Origin of the sequence: Pseudoalteromonas sp. SR41-7 (assembly GCF_014163935.1) — a bacterium.
Classification (GTDB): Bacteria; Pseudomonadota; Gammaproteobacteria; order Enterobacterales; family Alteromonadaceae; genus Pseudoalteromonas; species Pseudoalteromonas distincta.
This window is the reverse complement of sequence record NZ_JACJEF010000014.1, coordinates 81,236-102,119: the sequence shown is the minus strand read 5'-3', so window position 1 is coordinate 102,119 and position 20,884 is coordinate 81,236. Positions and strand designations below refer to the sequence as shown.

At 40.0% G+C, this 20,884-nt stretch carries 19 protein-coding genes; 15 read left to right on the top strand and 4 right to left on the bottom strand.

The annotated features are described in order from the left end of the window. Positions 1 to 159 precede the first annotated feature (159 nt). On the top strand, positions 160 to 612 hold the full coding sequence (locus tag H5092_RS16560; protein ID WP_024599117.1) for a hypothetical protein: 453 nt from the start codon (positions 160 to 162) through the stop codon (positions 610 to 612). A gap of 54 nt (positions 613 to 666) precedes the next feature. Here H5092_RS16560 and glp read toward each other — a convergent pair whose 3' ends face one another. Beyond that, positions 667 to 1,884: a gephyrin-like molybdotransferase Glp gene (gene glp / locus H5092_RS16555; RefSeq protein ID WP_182672210.1), complete on the bottom strand. Its 1,218-nt coding sequence runs from the start codon at positions 1,882 to 1,884 to the stop codon at positions 667 to 669. Between the two features lie 96 nt (positions 1,885 to 1,980). On the opposite strand from glp, the gene modA reads away from it, so the two are divergent. From modA to H5092_RS16540, 3 genes are read left to right on the top strand one after another with little or no spacing between them, the layout of a single operon-like run. Beyond that, entirely contained in the window at positions 1,981 to 2,682 is a 702-nt protein-coding gene (modA, locus tag H5092_RS16550; protein WP_024606456.1) for a molybdate ABC transporter substrate-binding protein, read from the top strand. Then, complete coding sequence (gene modB, locus H5092_RS16545; protein ID WP_182734113.1) at positions 2,669 to 3,346, top strand: molybdate ABC transporter permease subunit; 678 nt, start codon at positions 2,669 to 2,671, stop codon at positions 3,344 to 3,346. Before modA ends, modB begins: the two co-directional genes overlap by 14 nt. A gap of 1 nt (position 3,347) precedes the next feature. After that, positions 3,348 to 4,376, top strand: a complete 1,029-nt coding sequence (locus H5092_RS16540; RefSeq protein ID WP_182734100.1) for an ATP-binding cassette domain-containing protein — start codon at positions 3,348 to 3,350, stop codon at positions 4,374 to 4,376. Here the strand turns inward: H5092_RS16540 and moeB are convergent, their stop codons facing one another. Then, positions 4,377 to 5,135 (bottom strand): molybdopterin-synthase adenylyltransferase MoeB, encoded by a 759-nt coding sequence (gene moeB, locus H5092_RS16535; protein ID WP_182734098.1) that lies wholly within the window; start codon positions 5,133 to 5,135, stop codon positions 4,377 to 4,379. A 288-nt stretch (positions 5,136 to 5,423) separates the two neighbouring features. Here moeB and H5092_RS16530 point away from each other — a divergent pair, with 288 nt between their 5' ends. From H5092_RS16530 to moaE, 11 genes are all read left to right on the top strand, one after another. Continuing rightward, positions 5,424 to 6,893: a NarK family nitrate/nitrite MFS transporter gene (locus H5092_RS16530; protein WP_024595623.1), complete on the top strand. Its 1,470-nt coding sequence runs from the start codon at positions 5,424 to 5,426 to the stop codon at positions 6,891 to 6,893. 13 nt (positions 6,894 to 6,906) lie between these two features. Next, the gene (locus H5092_RS16525) at positions 6,907 to 8,649 is read left to right on the top strand and encodes a bifunctional protein-serine/threonine kinase/phosphatase (RefSeq protein ID WP_024595624.1); all 1,743 of its coding nucleotides are present in this window, start codon (positions 6,907 to 6,909) and stop codon (positions 8,647 to 8,649) included. Positions 8,650 to 8,658: 9 nt separating this feature from the next. Then, a complete protein-coding gene (locus H5092_RS16520; protein WP_024603792.1) occupies positions 8,659 to 9,852 on the top strand; it encodes an alginate export family protein in 1,194 nt (397 codons plus the stop codon). A 227-nt stretch (positions 9,853 to 10,079) separates the two neighbouring features. After that, complete coding sequence (locus H5092_RS16515) at positions 10,080 to 11,603, top strand: FAD-dependent oxidoreductase (RefSeq protein WP_182734096.1); 1,524 nt, start codon at positions 10,080 to 10,082, stop codon at positions 11,601 to 11,603. 26 nt (positions 11,604 to 11,629) lie between these two features. Then, complete coding sequence (locus H5092_RS16510) at positions 11,630 to 14,326, top strand: nitrate reductase (protein ID WP_182734094.1); 2,697 nt, start codon at positions 11,630 to 11,632, stop codon at positions 14,324 to 14,326. Positions 14,327 to 14,342: 16 nt separating this feature from the next. Next, on the top strand, positions 14,343 to 15,314 hold the full coding sequence (gene moaA / locus H5092_RS16505; RefSeq protein WP_182734092.1) for a GTP 3',8-cyclase MoaA: 972 nt from the start codon (positions 14,343 to 14,345) through the stop codon (positions 15,312 to 15,314). Position 15,315: 1 nt separating this feature from the next. Continuing rightward, a complete protein-coding gene (locus tag H5092_RS16500; protein ID WP_182734089.1) occupies positions 15,316 to 15,996 on the top strand; it encodes a molybdenum cofactor guanylyltransferase in 681 nt (226 codons plus the stop codon). Then, complete coding sequence (gene moaB, locus H5092_RS16495) at positions 15,993 to 16,532, top strand: molybdenum cofactor biosynthesis protein B (RefSeq protein WP_182695790.1); 540 nt, start codon at positions 15,993 to 15,995, stop codon at positions 16,530 to 16,532. The genes H5092_RS16500 and moaB overlap by 4 nt, the downstream gene beginning before the upstream one ends. A 1-nt stretch (position 16,533) precedes the next feature. Next, on the top strand, positions 16,534 to 17,004 hold the full coding sequence (moaC, locus tag H5092_RS16490; RefSeq protein WP_007375236.1) for a cyclic pyranopterin monophosphate synthase MoaC: 471 nt from the start codon (positions 16,534 to 16,536) through the stop codon (positions 17,002 to 17,004). Further along, positions 16,982 to 17,281: a MoaD/ThiS family protein gene (locus H5092_RS16485; protein WP_182734086.1), complete on the top strand. Its 300-nt coding sequence runs from the start codon at positions 16,982 to 16,984 to the stop codon at positions 17,279 to 17,281. The genes moaC and H5092_RS16485 overlap by 23 nt, the downstream gene beginning before the upstream one ends. Next, complete coding sequence (gene moaE, locus H5092_RS16480; protein WP_182734081.1) at positions 17,281 to 17,739, top strand: molybdopterin synthase catalytic subunit MoaE; 459 nt, start codon at positions 17,281 to 17,283, stop codon at positions 17,737 to 17,739. The genes H5092_RS16485 and moaE overlap by 1 nt, the downstream gene beginning before the upstream one ends. 716 nt (positions 17,740 to 18,455) lie before the next feature. Here the strand turns inward: moaE and H5092_RS16475 are convergent. Continuing rightward, positions 18,456 to 19,616, bottom strand: coding sequence for a putative zinc-binding metallopeptidase (locus tag H5092_RS16475; RefSeq protein ID WP_182711636.1), 1,161 nt, complete (start codon positions 19,614 to 19,616; stop codon positions 18,456 to 18,458). Between the two features lie 69 nt (positions 19,617 to 19,685). After that, complete coding sequence (locus tag H5092_RS16470; protein WP_182734078.1) at positions 19,686 to 20,459, bottom strand: SHOCT domain-containing protein; 774 nt, start codon at positions 20,457 to 20,459, stop codon at positions 19,686 to 19,688. Positions 20,460 to 20,884: the final 425 nt, after the last annotated feature.

Below are 20,884 nucleotides of genomic sequence, written 5' to 3'. Positions count from 1 at the left end.
ATCTTTGATCAATTTAACGAATTAAATTGCACTATAACGTCGTTAAAAATTTTTTATTTAGAACAACTAGATACAAAAATTTTTGCCTAGTTCTAGCGTAATTTTCTTAACGTTAAATAGACCCCATATATAAGCAGATTGGTATTAAAGGGATTTAAAATGAATAAAATTATTATTGGGTTTGCTTTTGCTATTTCATCATTTGGCGCATTTGCACAAAGTACTGATGATTGGCCAGAAGGCGGTGCAATGCACACGGGCAATACTTATAATTTAGAGGGCAATAGATACAAAACTAAAATCAGTAAAATGATGGATGAGATCTACCCGCAACTAACTGATGATTACCAAGTAGATGCAGTTAAAGCGCAAATAAAAGCATGGGAGCAGTATATAGATGCTACATGTAACGTTGTTGGCATAGCAACGGGTGCCGGTGGCTCTTGGCCCTCAACGTATAGTGTTAAATGCGAAAGAAGCCTAAGTTATGATAGATACTTTGCGACTAAAAACGCGCTGAAGTGCGTTAATAGATTAAGTAAAGAAGAGTTTGTAGGGCGTAGCGAAAAGTTAAATTGTTTAATTCAAACATTAAATATAAAAATATTTTAAGGTTTGCAGCAGCGCTACAGCTAAATTATACAGTTAGCTGTAGCATTTTAGGCTTTATAGCAACTCAATACTTACTGTTGCGCCTTTTTCGATATTGCCGCTTTGCGCTGGCACTACAATTAAACAGTTAGCTTTACTAAGCGACGAAAGTACACCCGAGCCCTGTTTATTAAACGGGGCAACTACCAAGTCACCTTGTTCGTTAATTGTTGCAGTACCGCGCTGAAAGTCAGCTCTGCCAGGGCGCTTTTTAATGACGGATGTAGTAACAGCGTTAAAGCGCATTTTAGGGTTTACGTCACCAAGACCCGACAGCTTTTGCAGTGCAGGCTCTACTAACTGATTAAACGTAACAGCAGCCGACACAGGGTTACCTGGCAAGCCAAAAAAGTAACTGTTACTTAATTTACCAAAGGCAAAAGGTTTGCCTGGTTTCATGGCTATTTTCCAAAAGTGGATATTGCCAATTTCGTTGAGCACTTCTTTGGTAAAGTCGGCTTCACCAACCGATACACCGCCTGAGCTTATTACGGCATCGGCAAGTTCGTTCGCTTTTAAAAATGCATTAGTGATGAGTTCTTTGTCATCAGGGATTATTCCTAAATCAAGCACGTCTATATTTTTTTGTTGCAGCGCACTAATAATAACAGCGCGGTTGCTTTCAAAAATAGCGCCTTGCTTAAGAGGCTGACCAGGTTCTATTAGCTCATCGCCTGTAGAAAGCACGGCTATTTTTAGGGTTCTTACCACATCTATATTCGCAATTCCTAAAGATGCCAGTAATCCCACATCAACGGCTTTTAATTTATCGCCTGCTTTTAAAATAACGTCGTCTATAGCAATATCTTCGCCAGCAAAACGCACGTTTTCATTTAGCTCAGGTTGCGCAGTAAACGTAATTTTATCGCCATCAACCGAGGCGTTTTCTTGCATTACAACGCCGTTAGCGCCAGGTGCAATGGCGGCGCCGGTCATTATTCTTACGCATTGCCCTGGGGTAAGTGTTCCTTCAAAAACTTGACCTGCAAACACGCTGCCTACTTGTGTGTAGGTTAAGCTTTTATCTGAAATACACAGCGCATAGCCATCCATTGCTGAGTTGTTATGAGCGGGTACGTTTATAGTTGACTTAACATCGCTTGCTAAAACGCGATCAACACTTTGCATTATAGAAATGGTTTCAACGTCTTTAACAGGCGTTATTGTGCCAAGTATATTTTGTATTGCAGTTTCAATTGGTAATAAACCGGGTGCATTGCAAACATCGTTCATATATATTGCTTACTTAAATCATTTTATTTTGAAACAATACTTATAATGTCAAAGCTTTACAATACATGGTTGGGTTATTTTTTGTGTGTGATATGCATGCTTTCGTGCAGCGTAAACGCAAAAGAAACGCTGCATGTAGCCGTAGCGAGTAATTTTAAAACTGTATTGGAAACCCTACTAAAAAAATCCCCATTACCTAATGTTGACGTGAAAATATCAGCCGCTTCTAGCGGTGTTTTATATTCGCAAATAGTGCATGGCGCGCCATTTGATGTGTTTTTATCGGCCGACGATTTTCGTCCGCAATCGCTTATTAAAGAAGGTTATGCCGAGCAAAGTAGTTTGATCACTTACGCGTTAGGCGAACTTGCTTTGTGGCAACCCAAAGCTGAAAAAGTAAATGATAAAGTAGCCATTGCTAATCCGCGTTTTTCACCATACGGACGTGCCTCAGAGCACTACGCGAATAACCATTTTAAAAAACCAATAAATTATGTGTACGGGAATAATATTACGCATGCGTTTCAGTTTGTGCAAAGTGGTAATGTAGGAGTAGGGCTGGTGGCTGTTTCATCCCTAAAGGCGGCTTACAGTAACACGCAAGATCAAAAATATTTAGATTACACCGTGCTGCCTACCAATCAATATCCCGATATAATTCAACAAGGCGTTATTATTAGCTCGACTAAAAAGCATGCTAGCGCTAAGCAACTTATGCAATTTTTAATGACGCAGGCTACGCAGCAGCAGTTAATTGAATTAGGTTACAGAATAAAGGATAACAATGCTTCAAAGTGATTTAACCGCGCTGTGGTTAACTATAAAACTTGCCTTTATAACCGCAGTACTCCTTCTTATCTTTTGTATTCCGCTGGCATACAAGCTCGCTGGCTATAACGGTAAATTTAAACCATTTTTAGAGGCATTAATTGCAATGCCTTTAGTGCTACCGCCTACGTTGTTAGGGTTTTATTTACTTGTTTTGTTTTCGCCTGATCACGCTTTTGGGCAGTTTTGGTTTTGGCTAACGAGTACGCAGCTTGCGTTTAGTTTTCAGGGCGTGGTTATTGGCTCGCTTTTTTATTCGCTGCCTTTTGTAATGCAGCCGCTTGTGGCTGGGTTTAAGCATATTAATCAAACCTATAACGAAGCTGCCATTGCGCTTGGATTAAGCCCATTTAAACGCTTTGTGCATTTAATTATTCCGCTTTTAAAACCCAGTATTGGTAGCGCATTTGCTTTAGGCTTTGCGCATACATTGGGTGAATTTGGTTTGGTATTAATGATTGGCGGTAATATTCAGGGGCAAACACAGGTGGTGTCTATTGCGCTTTATGACCATGTTGAATCGTTAAATTATACGGCGGCGCATCAGCTTTCACTTATTTTACTGGCTATTTCGTTTGCCTGCTTAGTGCTGTTATTTAAGTTTAATAAAAGCATTGTAGGGGTTAAGCAATAACATGATTAAGTTAAGCCTTTTTAAAGCACTCAATAATTTTGATTTAGATATAAACCTTGAGCTTGAGTCGTTTAATGTATTGGGTGTTTACGGTCCTTCAGGCTCCGGTAAGTCAACATTACTGCGTTGTATTAGTGGTTTAGAGCCTGCAAAAAGTGTTCATATTAATAATCAGCCAGTGCATGAGTTGCCAAGTGATAAACGCGGTATAACGCTTCAGTTGCAATCGTGCCCGTTGTTTCCTCATTTAGATGTGGCAGGCAATTTAGCGTTTACACAAAAACACTGCGAAAATAAGCAAACCAGCTTAACGCTTCAATACGTTGTTAAAACACTTGAATTACAAGATTTACTAAATCGTGATGTACAAAGCTTATCGGGTGGCGAGCGCCAGCGTGTAGTATTTGCGCGCACTTTGCTTGCCGGTCAAAAATTTATAATGCTTGATGAGCCTTTTAGTGCGCTTGATTGGTCATTGCGTTTTAAAACGCTCACTAAACTCAATGAGTTAGCCGTTAAGTTTAATATTAAATTTATAATAGTAAGTCACTCATTAAAAGAGCTGCTATTTTGCTGCGATACCCTTATTCAGCTTGATAAAGGTAAGGTGATAAACCAAGGTGCAAGTGCGCACGTTGCAAAGGCTATTTACGCAAACGACAGGCAAACACCGCTGAGCTTAATTAATTACGATGTGGTTAAATTTGATAAAGACTACGGGCTATATCAACTGCAATTACAGCAAAGTGAGCAACCGCTTTTTGTGCTTCCTGCACTTGTCGATAGTAGTAATAAGCTAATTATAGAAAGTGAGCAAATGTCGCTTAGTGCGTTAAAGCCTGAGCAAACAACGCACAGTAATGTTTTAAGGTCGGTATTAACTCAGGCTGAGCTTATTAATAATAAGTGGCAGTTAACGCTTAATGTTGACGGGCAAACTTTGTTTGGCTTGGCTTCAAGACGAGTGTGGGACAAAAACGACTTTAAAGTGGGCGATGTGTTTTATACAACAATCAGTAATCTAGAATAACTAAATACTGCACATCGCACATTGGCTATTTTTAGCTATTTTAAAACGATTAAATTCCATACTTAAACCATCCACTAGCAATAAGTGTTCGCTTAAGCCGCTGGGTAAACCAGCAAGCATTTTTAGCGCTTCAGTTGCCTGAATACTGCCTATTAACCCCACAATAGGAGAAAGCACACCAGATTCAGAGCAGCTTTGTGTTTGTTCACTAAAAAATTGCGATAAACAACCATAACAATGGCTGTTTTCATCCATAGTAAAACACGCGACTTGTCCTTCCATACGTATTGCAGAGCCTGACACTAGCGGAACTTTAGCTTTAAAACAGGCGCTATTAAGTGCATTACGCGTTGCTAGGTTATCTGAGCAATCAATTACTATATCAATGTTATTAAATAGCTGTTCTGTAGAGGTATTTGCATCAAAAAATGCCTCAATAGTATTTATGTTTATTTCACTATTAAGCGCGTTAAGCTGTTTTTTAGCAACACTGCATTTTGAGCTACCAATGTCGCTTTCTTTATACAGTATTTGCCTTTGCAGGTTGGTCACGTCTATTTCATCGTTATCAACTAAGGTAAGCGTGCCAACGCCAGATGCCGCTAAGTATTGACCTACCGCGCAACCAAGCCCACCCACACCAATAATTAAAGCATGCGATTGCCATAGTTTCTCTTGTCCGTCTATATCAAGCTGCGGCAGCATAATATGCCGAGAATAGCGTAGTTGCTGTTGGTACGTTAACGGTGCTTTTTGCATTTTTAAATATCTCATACTTTTTTTGAACAATACCAATTTGTTAAATCCTAGAGCAAGTAGTAACGCTTTTTATTTGCACTGTAACAGCCCTTACCCCCTCACTCATATAGTGCAACTATAACGCATTAAAATAATAAATACATATAACTAGCTGAAATATATGGTTTTTAATTAGTGGCTCAGTAATTGCTGTGTTTGGTTAACTAAAATTTAACAAAGTTTGAGCTACTACTCATATAAAAGAGTGGGGCATTTATAAAACAATAATACGTTTACGAGGAAATAAACATGCAACCGAGTTCTGGATTTAACTTAATATCCTTTAAAGGAAAAATGAAAGTATTACATCTGAGTTGGATGGTCTTTTTTGTGTCATTTTTTGTATGGTTTAACCATGCTCCTTTATTAGGTGCAATTGCGGGCTCGCTTGGTATTACCATGGCACAAGTTAAAACATTACTAATTTTAAATGTAGCGTTAACTATTCCTGCCCGTGTTGTGGTGGGTATGCTGACCGATAAATTTGGTCCCCGGATTGTTTATGCCGCGCTACTTATTACCTGTAGTATTCCGTGTTTTATGTTTGCTATGGCAACCACATTTGAACAAGCCGCTATAGCGCGTTTTGCGCTAGGCTTTATTGGTGCTGGCTTTGTTGTGGGCATTCGTATGGTGAGTGAATGGTTTCCTGCTAACGAGCTGGGCATAGCAGAAGGTATTTATGGCGGCTGGGGTAACTTTGGTTCAGCAGCAGCGGCTATGTTATTGCCAATTATTGCACTTATGTTTGGTGGCGAAGATGGTTGGCGTTACGCAGTAGGTTTAACGGGTGTATTAAGCGTTATATTTGGTATTATTTGGTACTTAAATGTAACCGATACACCAAAAGGCGGTACATACTTTAAGCCTAAAAAAGTAGGCGCAATGGAAGTAACCAGTAAAGGCGACTTTGTATTACTTCTTATTATGAAAATCCCTATGTATGGTGCACTAGCATTACTTACTTGGAAGCTTTCACCAACCGGTGCTAACCTAATTTCGGCTAACTTTGTACTTGCCGTGTATGCTTTTTTAGTTCTGCTTTATATTTACGAAGTGTATAAAACCTTTGACGTAAATGGTCATATTTTTAAAGAGCCTGTACCTGAGTCTCATCGTTATGAATTTAAGCAAGTGGCTGTTTTAAATATTTTATATTTTACAACTTTTGGTTCTGAGCTTGCAGTTGTATCTATGTTACCGCTATTTTTTATGGATGTGTTTGCGCTTGATATGGTGTACGCGGGTATTTTAGCCTCAGCTTATGCATTTATGAACTTAGCATCTCGCCCAGGTGGCGGTTGGATTTCAGATAAATTAGGTCGCCGTATTACCCTTATTGTACTTACAACGGGTCTTGCTGTTGGTTATTTTGTAATGGGCTTGGTTGATGCATCTTGGCCTTTATGGCTTGCAGTTGTTGCGGCTATGGCGTGTTCGTTCTTTGTGCAAGCTGGTGAAGGCGCTGTATTTGCCGCAGTACCGCTAATTAAGCGTCGTTTAACTGGGCAAATAGCTGGAATGACAGGTGCTTACGGTAATGTAGGTGCAGTAGTGTACTTAACGGCATTGTCACTTGTTGATTATCAAACTTTCTTTTTCATTATTGCGGGTAGTGCATTACTTGGTCTAGCTGCACTGTTTTTTATGAGAGAACCAGATGGCCATATTACCGAAGTAAATGAAGACGGCACCGTTGAACTTATTTCAGTGACTTAAGGCATTATTGACTATGTTTGATGAAACACTCCACGCTAAATCGCTAAAAAATGAACTCAACGTTTCATTTGGCGGGCACAGTGCTAAAGGGTTAAAAGCAGAAAACCAAGATGCGTTTGCAGCTCTCAATACCAAAGCGCAAGAAAAAGAGTCTAAAGGCGTTATTGCTTGCTTAGCCGATGGGTGTTCATCAGCAAAAAATGCTAAACAAGCGTCTCAACTTTCGGTTACTCATTTTATAAATGAGTATTTAAATACCCCCGAAAGTTGGGCGGTTAAAAAGTCGGTGTCGAAGGTGTTAGCAAGTTTAAATCAGTGGCTTTATTCGCAATCGGTTAATTACAATCACTTAGGTCAGCGTCAAGCCGATTGGATGACGACTTTTACAGCACTTATTTTAAAGTCGGCAACGGGTTATATATTCCACTTAGGTGATACGCGTATTACTCGCTTGCGAGGAAATAAAATCGAGGCAATAACACGGGATCACAAAGTAAACGATACGCTAACGCGTGCTCTTGGCGCGCAACTTCATCAAGAAATAGATGTATACGAGGTTGACCTAAAAGCAGACGATATTTATATATTAACCTGCGATGGCGTACACGATGTGCTCCCAAGTAGTGATATAGCTAAATTAATTAACGAGTACACTAATTTAGAAAATGCAGCTAAAGCAATTACCGAACTTGCATTAGCACGAGGCAGTGACGACAACGTAAGTTGTTTACTGGTAAAAGTAGAAAATATTGCCGAGCAAAAGTTAGATGAACTTTACCATTCGCTAACACGACGAAAAATTCCACCTGCGCTTAATGTTGGGCAAAAAATTGATGACTACACGGTTATTCGTAAATTACATGCCAGTAGTCGCTCGCACATTTATTTAGTGCAACAAGCGCCCGATATACCGCCAGTGGTTTTAAAAGCACCTTCGGTTAATTTTGAAGACGATGTGCACTACCTTCAAGGCTTTATAAGAGAAGGATGGGTAGGGCAACGCATAAACCATTTAAACGTGATGAAAGTGCTAAGTACGCAATCGCAGAGTCGTTTTTTGTATCATATTTGTGAGTACATGGACGGGCAAACACTCAGTGATTGGAAGCACGACGTGCCGCACCCAGAAATAACCCAAGTACGTAGTATTATTGAACAAATAGTACATGCACTAAGGGCGTTTCAGCGACTCGATATGGTACATCGTGATTTAAAACTCGATAACGTGATGATAGATGCGCACGGTAAAGTAACGCTAATAGATTACGGCACAGTAAGTGTTGCGGCTATGGACGAGTCGGTTAAACAAATTGCGGATGATTGCCCGCAAGGCACTGCCGACTACACCGCACCCGAAACACTTATTACTATGCACGCCGATTTTAAAAGTGATTTGTTTTCACTTGGCGTGATTGCATATGAGTTATTGTGCTCAAAATTGCCTTATAAACCACTGCCACTTAACCACGTAGCGCCAAAAGATTACAGCCATTGGCATTACACAAGTATTCGTAAATACAGAGCCGATATTCCGTTTTGGTTAGATCAAGCCCTTATGAAGGCGCTTGCCCCTAAACCTGAGCTCAGATACCAAGCTTTTTCTGAGTTTATAAACGATATCAACAAACCTAATCCTTATTTAGAAAGTACCGCTAATAAAAGTTCAATAATGAAACGCGATCCAGTTATGGTGTGGAAATGTATTTCGCTGTGTTTATTTATTGCTTTGGTATGTGTATTAATAATTAAAACTTAGAGAACCAAAATGCTTAATTACAAGAACAACTTACCTATTATTTTTATACTGGGTTGCTTCACTGCGCCTTTAATAAGCCAAGCTGCGCAAACTGATCTTGATTTTAGACTGCGTTTTGAAAGCGTTGATCAAGAAAATGCTCTAAAAGATGCAAGCGGCTTAACACTTAGAACCCGCTTAACGCATCAAACAGACGAGGTGAATGGTTTTTCAGCACTTATTGAAGTAGAAGACACTCGCAGCCTATTGGGCGTAGATGATTACAACAATACAGTGGGGAAAAACACTAATTATTCTGTTATTGCAGACCCAGAAAACACTGAGATAGACCAAGGCTTTGTTAAATATGCCCGCGATGGTCTATCGCTAAAAGTAGGGCGCCAAATAATAGCTCTTGATGGGCAGCGTTTTGTTGGGCACGTAGGTTGGCGCCAAGACAGACAAACCTTTGATGCCGCGACCATTAATTACGCATTTAATAACATAAATTTACAGTACAGTTATTTAAATAAGCGTAACCGCATATTTGCTGACGATAAAGACATTAAATCGTCCGATCATTTAATTAATGCAAGCTTTAAAACAGACTACGGTAAAGTGGTTTTATACAGTTACTTATTAAGTGACGATGCACTACAAGACGACAGTTTAGATACTTATGGCGTTTCTTTTAACGGTAATAAAACCCTAAACGACATAAAATTTTATTACAAAGCGGAGTATGCAACGCAGTCTGCTTCAACAAGCGTGAGTGATTTTGATGCCGATTACTATGCACTTGAAGGCGCTGTCGATTTAAATGGGTTGGGCATAAAAACAGTAACATTAAAAGTTGGCATAGAGTCACTTGGCTCTGATAATGGCGATTACGGGTTTGCAACACCGCTTGCCACGTTACATAAATTTAATGGTTGGACAGATACGTTTTTAAATACACCCACACAAGGTTTGGACGACACTTACATAAGCTTAAACGGTAAAGCGTTTGACGGAAAATGGCTGGTGGCTTATCACAGTTTTGATGCTAATGAGCAATCAAATGGGGTTGACGATTTAGGCAGTGAACTAAACGTACAATACGTTAAACCTATTAATAAACAATACGCAGTAGGTGTTAAGTATGCTGATTACTCAGCGGGCGATACTGCTGCTAATAAAGTCGATACTCAAAAATTGTGGGTATGGATGAGCGCTAAATTTTAACCCTCTCTATCTTCTAATATTCACTTGTAATTTATAGCGACACACGATGGTGCAATTGCACCATCTTGTGGGACTTTATGCTTTTCACCTCTGCACCAATGTAGGCAACTTGCTGATTTTAAATGCTTATATATTTGGCTTACATATTGCTATAACAAACCTATAACAAATTATTCGATTTCAATTTTAGTCAATTACTAAAATAGGTATCACTTTAAGGTGGGTAAATGTTAAGCAAGCAGCGTGTTGTAGTGGTAGGGAACGGAATGGTCGGGCACCATTTTGTGCAACAGCTAGTTTCTCAAAATCAAGCTGATGAGCAATTTGAAATTACGGTACTTAGCGGTGAAGACCGTTTAGCGTATGACCGCGTACAACTATCCTCTTTTTTTAAAGGCAAAACCGCAGACGACCTCGCACTTACATGTAATAAAACCTATGACGATTGGCAAGTACGCTTTCATACTCATTCTAAAGTGGTTGATATAAATCGTGATACGCAAACTGTCACGACCGCTAAAGGGGAATTGTTTGAATACGACAAACTTGTGCTTGCTACAGGTTCATTCCCATTTGTACCGCCTATACCGGGTAAAGATCGCGAGCATTGCCTTGTTTATCGCACCATTAACGATTTACACGCAATAAAAAATTCAGCCCACGGCAGCAAAGTAGGCGTGGTAATTGGTGGCGGTTTACTGGGGCTTGAAGCTGCAAACGCATTAAAGCAATTGGGTTTACATACTCACGTAATAGAATTTGCACCGCAACTTATGGGTGTACAAGTTGATGCTGGTGGCGGTCGGCTACTAAAAAACAAAATTACAGATTTAGGTGTTACTGTGCATACATCGGTAGCAACCGAGGAAATAGTAGAAGGTGAAAGTTGCCGTTACAAAATGTGTTTTAAAGGCGGTAAAACCCTTGAAACCGACATGATTGTATTTTCGGCGGGTATTCGCCCTTATGATAATTTGGCCCGCGAGTTTAATTTAGAGTTAGGTGAGCGCGGCGGTATTGTAATTAATAACCACTGCCAAACGAGCGACAAAAACATATACGCAATTGGTGAATGTGCACTGTGGAATAATTTTATTTTTGGCTTAGTGGCACCCGGTTACGCCATGGCTAAAATTGCAGTTGGGCATATTTTACAACAGACCCAGCAAGGTACTTTGCAAAGTACTGGCTTAGACAATAAAGCCGATGAATTTAGCGGTGCCGATATGAGCACCAAGCTTAAATTAATGGGTGTTGAAGTGGGCTCTATTGGCGATGCACATGCACGCAGCGAAGGCGCAATAAGCTATTACTTTGAAGATCAACCCAATGGCATTTATAAAAAAGTAGTCACTAATTCACAAAGTAATAAGCTGATAGGCGCGGTACTTGTTGGTGATACCAGCGATTACGATAATTTACTGCAATATCATTTAAACGACATTGAACTTACCACCGCCCCCGAAGCGCTCATTATGCCCCTTGCCGGCGACATAGCAGAGCTAAGCGCCGACGACTTGCCTGATGACGCCATTATTTGCGCGTGTCATAAAGTAACTAAACACACCATAGAACAAACAGTCGCTAAAGGCTGCATAGATTTGGCAAGTGTGCAGCAAAGTACCAAAGCCAGTACAGGCTGTGGAGGGTGTGAAAAGCTCGTTCAAAACGTAATAAACAGCGCACTCGCTAAAGCAAGTAACACTATTAACGTAGTTACCCTTAATGAGCCTGTTAAACAGCTCGCATAAATTAAAGTACATTAAAAGAGAGCAGTATGACAACCGCAAACACATCACCAACTATAAATAAAACGAGTTTAAAACAAACAACATGTGCTTACTGTGGTGTAGGGTGCGGTGTTGATATTTCACTTTTTAATAATGTGCCAACCAAGCTTGAAGGCATGCGAGAGCATCCCGCAAACTTTGGTCGTTTATGTGTAAAAGGCACGCATTTGCTAGACACCACAGGCAGTGATAACCGCTTAACGTCGCCCCTCATTAATAATAAAGCAGCCACGTGGGATGAAGCAACCGACCATGTTGCCAATAAATTTAACGACATAATACAAAAGCACGGGCCTGATGCGGTGGCTTTTTATGTATCGGGGCAGTTACTTACTGAAGATTACTACATCGCGAATAAATTAATGAAAGGCTACATAGGCTCAGGCAATATTGATACAAATTCGCGCCTGTGTATGTCATCTGCTGTGGCAGGTTATAAACGCGCTTTTGGTGAAGACGTAGTGCCGTGTAACTACGAAGATTTAGAGCAAACTGAGTTACTTATTTTAATTGGCTCAAATGCAGCGTGGACTCACCCGGTTTTGTATCAGCGAATGGAGCGTGCAAAGCAGCTTAACCCAAATATGAAAGTGGTGGTTATTGACCCGCGAAAAACCGACACCGCTGAGCTTGCCGACACATTTTTAAATATAAAACCAGGCAGTGACGCTGCGCTTTATAACGGTTTGCTTAATTATTTAAATGAGCATAACCACCTCGATACGCAATTTATTGATCAGCACACAAACGGCTTTGAAAGCGCATTGCAAGAGGCACAAAAGTGGAGCTGTGAGGCAGTTAGCGACTTTTGCGATATAGCAATTGAGCAAGTCACTGAGTTTTACGCGCTATTTGCTAACAGCCCAAGTGCGATTAGCTTTTATTCAATGGGTATAAATCAGTCAAGCTCGGGTGTAGATAAATGCAACGCCATTATTAATGCACATTTAGCCTCAGGTAAATTACTTAAACCAGGCAGTGGTCCGTTTTCGATTACTGGGCAGCCCAATGCGATGGGCGGGCGCGAAGTAGGTGGTTTGGCTAATCAGTTAGCGGCGCATTTAGATATTGAAAACGAAGCGCATCAGTCACTTGTACAACGTTTTTGGCTTGCGCCAACTATTGCTAAAAAAGCAGGCAGTAATGCTATTGATATGTTTGATGAAATAGCGGCAGGCAAAATAAAAGCAGTGTGGATAATGGCAACAAACCCAATGGTGAGCTTGCCGAATAACACCGCTATTAAAAAAGCATTAGAGACCTGCGAGCTGGTGGTTGTATCTGACTGTATTGCAAAAAGTGATACGTTAAAATTTGCCGATGTTGCTTTTCCATCAACCGGATGGGGCGAAAAAAACGGCACAGTAACTAACTCAGAGCGCAGAATATCAAGACAGCGCCCGTTAGTAGCGCCTTATTCGGGTGCTAAAAACGATTGGCAAATTATGTGCGAAGTCGCTAAAAAAATGGGCTTTGAAGGTTTTGATTTTACAGATCCAAGTGGCATTTTTGAAGAATGGGCACAATTAACCGACTTTGAAAATAATGGCAGCCGATTATTAAACCTCTCTGGTTTAGTTGGGCTCACAAAAAGCCAGTACGATAACTTAAAACCCATTATGTGGCCTGTTGTTAAAAACCAGCCTTATAAAAATGGTCAGGTTTTTACAGATAACCAATTTAGCACCGCTGATAAAAAGGCGCGTTTTATACCTATAGCGCCGCAACTACCTGTTCAACAAACATCAAGTGATTATCCGTTTATAATGAACTCAGGACGTATACGCGACCAATGGCATACCATGAGCCGCACGGGTAAAAGCACTGCGCTTTCATCGCATATTACACGCCCGTACATTGAAATTAATCCGCTTGATGCCAGTAAATTAGCAATTAAACAAAACGATTTAATAAGTGCGATTGCCCAAACAGGGCACGTTACCGCGCATGCAAAAGTAACCGATTCGGTGCGAAAAGGTGAATGCTTTATGCCTATTCATTGGAACAAGCAATTTGCGTCATCAGCAACAGTAAGTGGGTTGTATCAATCGGTAGTTGACCCTCTATCTGGTCAGGCTGAGTGTAAACACGGCGCTGTTAATATAGTTAAAGCACCCTTTGTGCAATATATGCAGCTGTTTGCTAAAAACGAACTTGTTATAAACAGTGATTTTTGGCTCAAAGTTAATGCAAGTAATTGCTTTAATTACCAATTGGCGCTTAATGAGCCACAAAGTGATTTACTGTATTACTGCCAAACCTTAACCGGTTTACAAGGGCAGTGGTCGGCTATGAATACGGCAAAAGCCATGCATGTGCAGTGTATTCAAAACGATCAATTAGCGTTTGTTGGTGTTATTTCTAATGAGCAAAAAGAAATATCACTTGAGTGGATAAACCATTTATTTGCAGAGCCATTACTGACCTTTACACAGTTACAGTCTTTGCTTTATGCAACCCCAGATGAAGAATTTACTCAAGGCGTGCAAGTGTGTAGCTGCTTTAAAGTAAGAGAGCAGCCAATTATAAACGCCATTAAAAACGGTGCAAACACAGTCGAGCAATTGGGGTCTGAACTTAAATGTGGGACGAACTGCGGTTCGTGTAAAACACAATTAAGCCAATTAATAAAACAACATTACAAAGCAGGTTCTAGCAGCATTGATGTTGCGGTTGTAATGTAAATAAAAAAGGAAGCATATGCTTAATGATCAATTTGGTCGGCAGTTTAACTATTTGCGCCTCTCAATAACCGATGTATGTAATTTTAGTTGTAGTTATTGTTTACCAAACGGGTATCAGTGCGATACGCCGCGTAATTTTTTAAATAAAAACGAAATTAGCACGCTAGTAAATGCGTTTGCAGAGCTAGGTACTAAAAAAGTACGCATTACAGGTGGCGAACCGTGCTTGCGAAACGACGTAACCGATATTATAAAACTCTGTAAAAATACACCTGGCATAGAAAAAGTAGCCATTACTACCAACGGGTTTAATTTATTAAAGAAAATTGATGAATTTGCTGAGGCAGGGCTTGATGCGCTTAATGTCAGTATTGATAGCTTAAATCCGAGTATGTTTAAACTCATAACAGGGCACGACAAACTTAACCTTATTTTAAAAGGGATTGAACGCGCGGTAGATCTGGGCATAAAAGATATAAAAATAAATGCAGTGCTTGCCAAGCAGTTTAATAAAAACCAATTGAAGGATTTTTTAGCGTGGGTAAAACACCACAAAGTTACAGTGCGCTTTATAGAATTAATGGAAACCGGTGACGGCGCAACATTTTTTGAAGAAAACCACTTAAGTGGGCAAACGGTTAAAGCCCAATTACTTTACCAAGGTTGGTTACAAGTCGTTAGGGGGAAATTAAATGGACCCGCTGAGGAGTTTTGTCATCCTGATTACGATGGTCGTATTGGTTTAATAATGCCGTACAGTAAAGACTTTTGTAAAAGTTGTAATCGCTTAAGGGTGTCGGCGCTGGGTAAATTACACTTATGTTTATTTGCAGAGCAAGGTATAGATTTACGCGAACTACTCAACGAGGACGATACTGCAGCGACCGTAAAGGCAATTCAAGCCGCTATGGGCAATAAAGAAATAAGCCATGAGCTAGATAAACGCTTAACAGGTGCGACAACTCACTTAGCCATGTTAGGTGGTTAATATGGAAGTAAAAGTTAAGCGAGATTTTACAGGTGTTGTGCTTGCTGGTGGTAAGTCATCAAGAATGGGCACAGACAAAGCCGATTTAGTTTTAAAAAATAAAACGCTATTGCACAATGCGTGTGATTTATTAAAAGACGTAGGTGCTAAAAACATACTTATAAGTCGCAACGTTACAAATCCAGTCAAGTCATTGAACCATTATTCACCGAGCGATTATCCCTCAGAAAAGTACGTTAAAGATATATACCCAAATAGTGGACCCCTTGGCGGAATTTATTCCACATTAATAGCCACAGAGCACGACTTACTTATTACTGCGGTAGATATGCCTCTACTTACGAGTAGTTTGTTAAGCATAATTGTGCTGGCTTCTCAGTCAAATAACGTACAAAGTGTGAGCAATCAATTAAATCAGTCACAAATACATGCTTGGCACTTTGAAAATGAACCACTACCGCTGTATATTCGTAATACAAGCAGTGTAAAAAATCATTTAAAACACATACTCACAAACGCTAACAGTCATAAATCAATAAAACAGTTTACCCAAAGCATTGGTGTGCAAACGCTTTTATGTAATAAAGCGCACGCATTAATAAACACCAATACACCGGCGCAATTTAAAGCTGTAAATGAGCATTTTGACCAAAGCATTAATCAATTAAGAAGAACATTATGAGTCACACAACTGAGTCACAAATAGCATTAAACATTGCCGTAATGACGGTAAGCGATACACGCGATGCGATTACCGATACTTCTGGTCATTACTTAATTAAAGCGCTAACTGAAGCTGGCCATCACTTAGCTGATAAAGACATAGTTAAAGATGACGTTTACCAAATGCGTGCAGTGGCATCGCAGTGGATAGCCGATGACACCATTCATGCTATTTTAGTGACTGGCGGTACAGGTTTTACTGAGCGCGATTCAACACCAGAGGCATTTGCTCCGCTGTTTGATAAAAGCGTAGACGGTTTTGGGGAGCTATTTAGGCACATATCGTACGGCGAAATTGGTAACTCTACTATTCAATCTCGTGCACTTGCGGGACTTGCTAACAACACGGTTATTTTTTGTATGCCAGGCTCTACAGGCGCATGTAAAACAGCGTGGACAGGTATTATAAAAGATCAACTTAACTCAATGCATAAACCGTGTAACTTTGTACCGCACATTACCATTGGTAAAAAGTGTGAATCGCGTGAGCAATAGTATGTTGAGCCATGTTGACGAAAACGGCCAAGCGAATATGGTTGATGTATCGCTCAAAGACGTAACCTTGCGCGATGCCTCGGCTGAAGCATTTATTAGCATGAGTAAGCTTGCCTTTGAACAAGTAATGCTTAATCAAAACAAAAAGGGCGATGTGTTAGGCGTGGCACGTATTGCGGGTATTCAAGGCGCTAAAAAGTGCGCCGATTTAATCCCGCTTTGTCATCCGCTTGCACTTAGTAAAGTCGCTGTTGATTTTGAACTTGATGAAGCAAACAGCCAAATTAAAATAACCAGCTACTGCAAACTTGCAGGTAAAACTGGGGTCGAAATGGAAGCGCTCACCGCGGTATCTGTGGCTAGCCTTACTTTGTTTGATATGTGTAAAGCAGCCGACCCACTAATGGAAATTAGCGGCATGCGCGTTACTCAAAAAGCTGGGGGCAAAAATGGCAGTTGGCAACGCGATTAATCCAAACGATGCAATATCTAGCGCCGGAAAAGTAGAGTTATTGTTTTTTGGGCAACTAAAAGAGCGGTTAAAGTGCAGCAAATTAAGTCTTGAGATTACGCAGCCGCTTACTATTTCAGAGCTTAAATTAAGATTAGTGAGCCAATACCCGCATTGGCAACCGTGGCTGAAGGAGCGTGAGCTACTTGCAGCGCTTAACCAAACTATGTCATCAAGCGACGAAATAGTGAGAGCAGGGGATGAGCTTGCCTTTTTCCCGCCGGTTACAGGTGGCTAATGAGCATACATATTCAAGTACAAACCGATGATTTTAATGTAGGTGGCGAGCACAATACGCTTTGTAGTAATAATAAAAGCGATGGCGCTGTTGTCACCTTTACAGGTTTGGTAAGAGAGTTCAGCAGTGGCGATAATGTTATTGCACTTGAGCTTGAACACTACCCTGGTATGACCGAGCAACTGCTTCAATCTATTGCAGAGCAAGCTCAAACTCGCTGGCAACTGGCGCGAATATGTATTATTCACCGCGTTGGTTACTTAGCACTTGGCGAGCAAATTGTATTTGTAGGCGTAACGTCCCGCCATCGCCAAGCCGCGTTCGAAGGCGCACAATTTATAATGGATTATTTAAAAAACCACGCCACGTTTTGGAAAAAAGAGCACTTTAAAGACTCATCAAACTGGGTTGAGTTTAAACAAAGCGACAAACAAGCGCTGGGCAAGTGGCAAAAGTAGTTATAAATGTAATCTGTGAATAAAGATGCGTTCAAAATTTATCTCAAAAAGAGAGTCATTAGAGTCCGCTGCACTTTGGGTAGCGGCTCTATTAATTTTAGCTATTATGTTAGAGCTCATAACAGGCTGGTCTATAGGTGGAAAAAGCACTGCTGGTCACTCTATAAATATTGAGCCAGAACAGTTTTGGTTTGAAATAAAATTGCACTGCAGCTTAGTGTTATGGTTTATTTTTAGATCTTTTTTTACTTTTCCATTTTTTAGGGCGCAGTACAATAGCTTGCTTAGCTTCAGAGAAGAACACAAAATCATATCAAATATTCTTTTTTATATACTTACTCCCATTTTTGTAGTGTTTTTAATTTTAACTTTATTATTTATTAGCGACTTATAAATATTGTTCAGTTTCTTATTAAGAACGAGTGATTAAATTTATACGCTCTTACTATTAGCCATTTTTTACAGCCGTTCTATATTTACTTTTTGCCTTAGTTGGAACGTTAAGCCTTACTCATTTTACAGTGAAGTGTTTTAGGGGCATTTACATATCGTGATTATTTTATTGTCGCTTATAGCACCCAAAATTCTAAATTTAAAACTAATAGAATATAGTCTTTGAAAAGATCAACACGCCCTAATGTTTTCTGTCTCTTTAGCAGTTATTTTAATAGTTTACTGAGTAAAACAGTAAACTATCTTACTCAATTAATTACTTCTTATGTTAGTAAATCAGGCATTAAATTGAGCCTGTTATGGATAGCATGATGGATGAAAGATAACTTAGTTCGCACCGCTTGAGTTAGTACAAATGGGTAGGCATCGGCAAGTCCCATGCTGCGATTTAGTGAATTTAGAATGATCGAAAATTCCATCCAAGTATCTAAAATAGCATCAATCGATGTTTGTGAATTAAAGTAATATGCACTTTGTGGCAATCTAAGCTCGTCTGCTTCATCTAATTCAAACTCATTACCCGTTGTTGAGCCTGTAATTGAAAAGTTTTTGGCTGTTTCTAAAGTATCGATAATATGCATGTAATGCGCCCATGTTTCCGCCCAGTCTTCATAAGGGTGCATAGTAGCGTATTCACTGATAAAGGTTTCATGCCAGTTAGCTGGCGCGCCTTGCTTGTAATGAGTATCGAGCGCTTGCTGGTAATCTAATTCGTCATCACCAAAATATTGCTTACATAAAGCATGTTTTTTTGATGAATTTGCGATTAGTTGATCAAAATAATAATGACCGAGTTCATGGCGAAAATGGCCAAGTAAAGTACGGTAACGCTCGCCCATTGCTATTTTAGCTTGAGAGCGTGCTACGTCGTCTGCTTCAGCTAGGTTTATAGTGATATGCCCGCAATCGTGTCCTGTAAATACAACGTCTTGACCTATAATAGGGCTTACAAAGTGATCGCTTACGTTACGGTCTGCTATAAAATCGAAGCTTAATCCGCTTTCAGGTTCTTGAATCGTGGTATTTAAAGGGAGTGATAATGATTTTAATGTATACAAAGCGCGACGTTTTGCTGTCTCCATTTTTTTCCATAATGGAATATGTTCAACAATACTTAAATCGGGCACCGTTTCATTAAAGCGGCACGAAAAACACAGCACTTCGTCTTTATCGGCAACAGGTATAAATGTGTCTAAATTAACCATACCATTACAAACGTGGTACTGAGCATTGTTATCACATTTTTTATAAAAAACTTCAGGCGCTTCTGCTTTGTAAAATAACCCCGATTGCTCATCAATTTCATAGGGTTCAACTTGGTCGAACTCATCATCAATACCCACGGTTCTGCCACAAGCCAAACAATGGCTGCTTTCAAAAAATAAAATAAGTTGATCTGTGCAATTACATTTAAATGTTTTCATATGTTACCGAATAAAAAAGAGACCGTATAAACCACTTTTACTTAGCGCTATGCTACTGGAGGATAGTGGTTAAATCCTTTTTAAAAGTTCAGACTTTTTAATATTAAATTCATCATCACTCAACGCATTAGAGTCGCGAAGTTGTGCTAACTTTTCAATAATTTGAAGTGTTTCGTCTACCGAGTATTGCCCCACAGTATTATTAGCCGGTGCTTCAACTTGGTTTGGTGTTGACGATGCAAAATTCGGCTGCGTTACTTGCTGCGTAAAATCTTTTTGTGGTTCTGGAGGCGTTGGCGTTTGCCCTGAAATTAATGGCAGGGTATTTACATTAATTGTCCCCCACTGGCTGTTAAATGTAAGAGAGGTATTATTGCCTTGCTGTTGGCTTACACCACCAATATTATGATCTAACGTGTCGTATACGCTCACTTGTCCATTTAATTCAACGGCTAAGCGATTAGGGAATATAGCGTAGCGAATATTATTTTGCGCACCACTGCTAATTGGGCTGCCTAGATTACCTGGCCACCACTGATTGCTGCCAGGCGATCCTACAGGAATAACCGGAAATATTTGGTTATTGCTCAATATATTAGCAAGTTCGTTGCACAAGTTATCAACGGTTGATTTTAAACCGTTGTTAAACATGTCGCCAACCATTGTCATTCCGCCACGCATCCATTGACCAGAACCACCAAGCTCTGGGCAATTAAACTGTGCCATTGAGCAACCGCCGTTATTAACGCTAACTAACATGTGAATTACTGCATCGTGACTGAGGTTATAACGAGATGCTATACCATTAACTAAGTTTTCACCGACATCTGTTAGCTTTTGCATAAGAAAATATCCTATTAGGTAGATTGGGTTGATTTAAAAAATCTTAAATACGCTAGGGCGTGTTGTTTTTTGGGATTGAAATTTGTTCAATCTAGGGGCGATTTAATCGCGGCGCGAGGTTTGTAACCTAGTGGGCTAAGTAAAAACCGAGCAACAAAGAGTCAATCGTCCCTAGAAAGAACCCAGGGGCAGCGCATGTTTGGCATTTATGCTGCGTTATCGCCTATGTATGGGGAACAACCACACATCATAGACTCTGCCTTGCTTAAATACCAAACACACTGCTGCAAATTCAACCACCAAAGAACAACACGCCCTAGTGCTGCATTACCTTTAGCTTTGATGATAATGAAAAATTAACAGGTTAGTGAGGTGTGCTGGTTTTTCAAATTGGACGTGTTCTGTTTTGTTTGAAATTAAAACAC

Bases quoted from the DNA above. Each gene is read 5' to 3' on its own strand.
- moaC (WP_007375236.1), top strand. From the start codon at position 16,534: ATGTTGAGCCATGTTGACGAAAACGGCCAAGCGAATATGGTTGATGTA.
- H5092_RS16560 (WP_024599117.1), top strand. From the start codon at position 160: ATGAATAAAATTATTATTGGGTTTGCTTTTGCTATTTCATCATTTGGC.
- H5092_RS16540 (WP_182734100.1), top strand. From the start codon at position 3,348: ATGATTAAGTTAAGCCTTTTTAAAGCACTCAATAATTTTGATTTAGAT.
- moeB (WP_182734098.1), bottom strand. From the start codon at position 5,135: ATGCAAAAAGCACCGTTAACGTACCAACAGCAACTACGCTATTCTCGG.
- modA (WP_024606456.1), top strand. From the start codon at position 1,981: ATGCTTTCGTGCAGCGTAAACGCAAAAGAAACGCTGCATGTAGCCGTA.
- H5092_RS16470 (WP_182734078.1), bottom strand. From the start codon at position 20,459: ATGCAAAAGCTAACAGATGTCGGTGAAAACTTAGTTAATGGTATAGCA.
- glp (WP_182672210.1), bottom strand. From the start codon at position 1,884: ATGAACGATGTTTGCAATGCACCCGGTTTATTACCAATTGAAACTGCA.
- H5092_RS16485 (WP_182734086.1), top strand. From the start codon at position 16,982: ATGGCAGTTGGCAACGCGATTAATCCAAACGATGCAATATCTAGCGCC.
- H5092_RS16515 (WP_182734096.1), top strand. From the start codon at position 10,080: ATGTTAAGCAAGCAGCGTGTTGTAGTGGTAGGGAACGGAATGGTCGGG.
- H5092_RS16530 (WP_024595623.1), top strand. From the start codon at position 5,424: ATGCAACCGAGTTCTGGATTTAACTTAATATCCTTTAAAGGAAAAATG.
- H5092_RS16510 (WP_182734094.1), top strand. From the start codon at position 11,630: ATGACAACCGCAAACACATCACCAACTATAAATAAAACGAGTTTAAAA.
- H5092_RS16525 (WP_024595624.1), top strand. From the start codon at position 6,907: ATGTTTGATGAAACACTCCACGCTAAATCGCTAAAAAATGAACTCAAC.
- H5092_RS16475 (WP_182711636.1), bottom strand. From the start codon at position 19,616: ATGAAAACATTTAAATGTAATTGCACAGATCAACTTATTTTATTTTTT.
- H5092_RS16500 (WP_182734089.1), top strand. From the start codon at position 15,316: ATGGAAGTAAAAGTTAAGCGAGATTTTACAGGTGTTGTGCTTGCTGGT.
- moaE (WP_182734081.1), top strand. From the start codon at position 17,281: ATGAGCATACATATTCAAGTACAAACCGATGATTTTAATGTAGGTGGC.
- modB (WP_182734113.1), top strand. From the start codon at position 2,669: ATGCTTCAAAGTGATTTAACCGCGCTGTGGTTAACTATAAAACTTGCC.
- moaB (WP_182695790.1), top strand. From the start codon at position 15,993: ATGAGTCACACAACTGAGTCACAAATAGCATTAAACATTGCCGTAATG.
- H5092_RS16520 (WP_024603792.1), top strand. From the start codon at position 8,659: ATGCTTAATTACAAGAACAACTTACCTATTATTTTTATACTGGGTTGC.
- moaA (WP_182734092.1), top strand. From the start codon at position 14,343: ATGCTTAATGATCAATTTGGTCGGCAGTTTAACTATTTGCGCCTCTCA.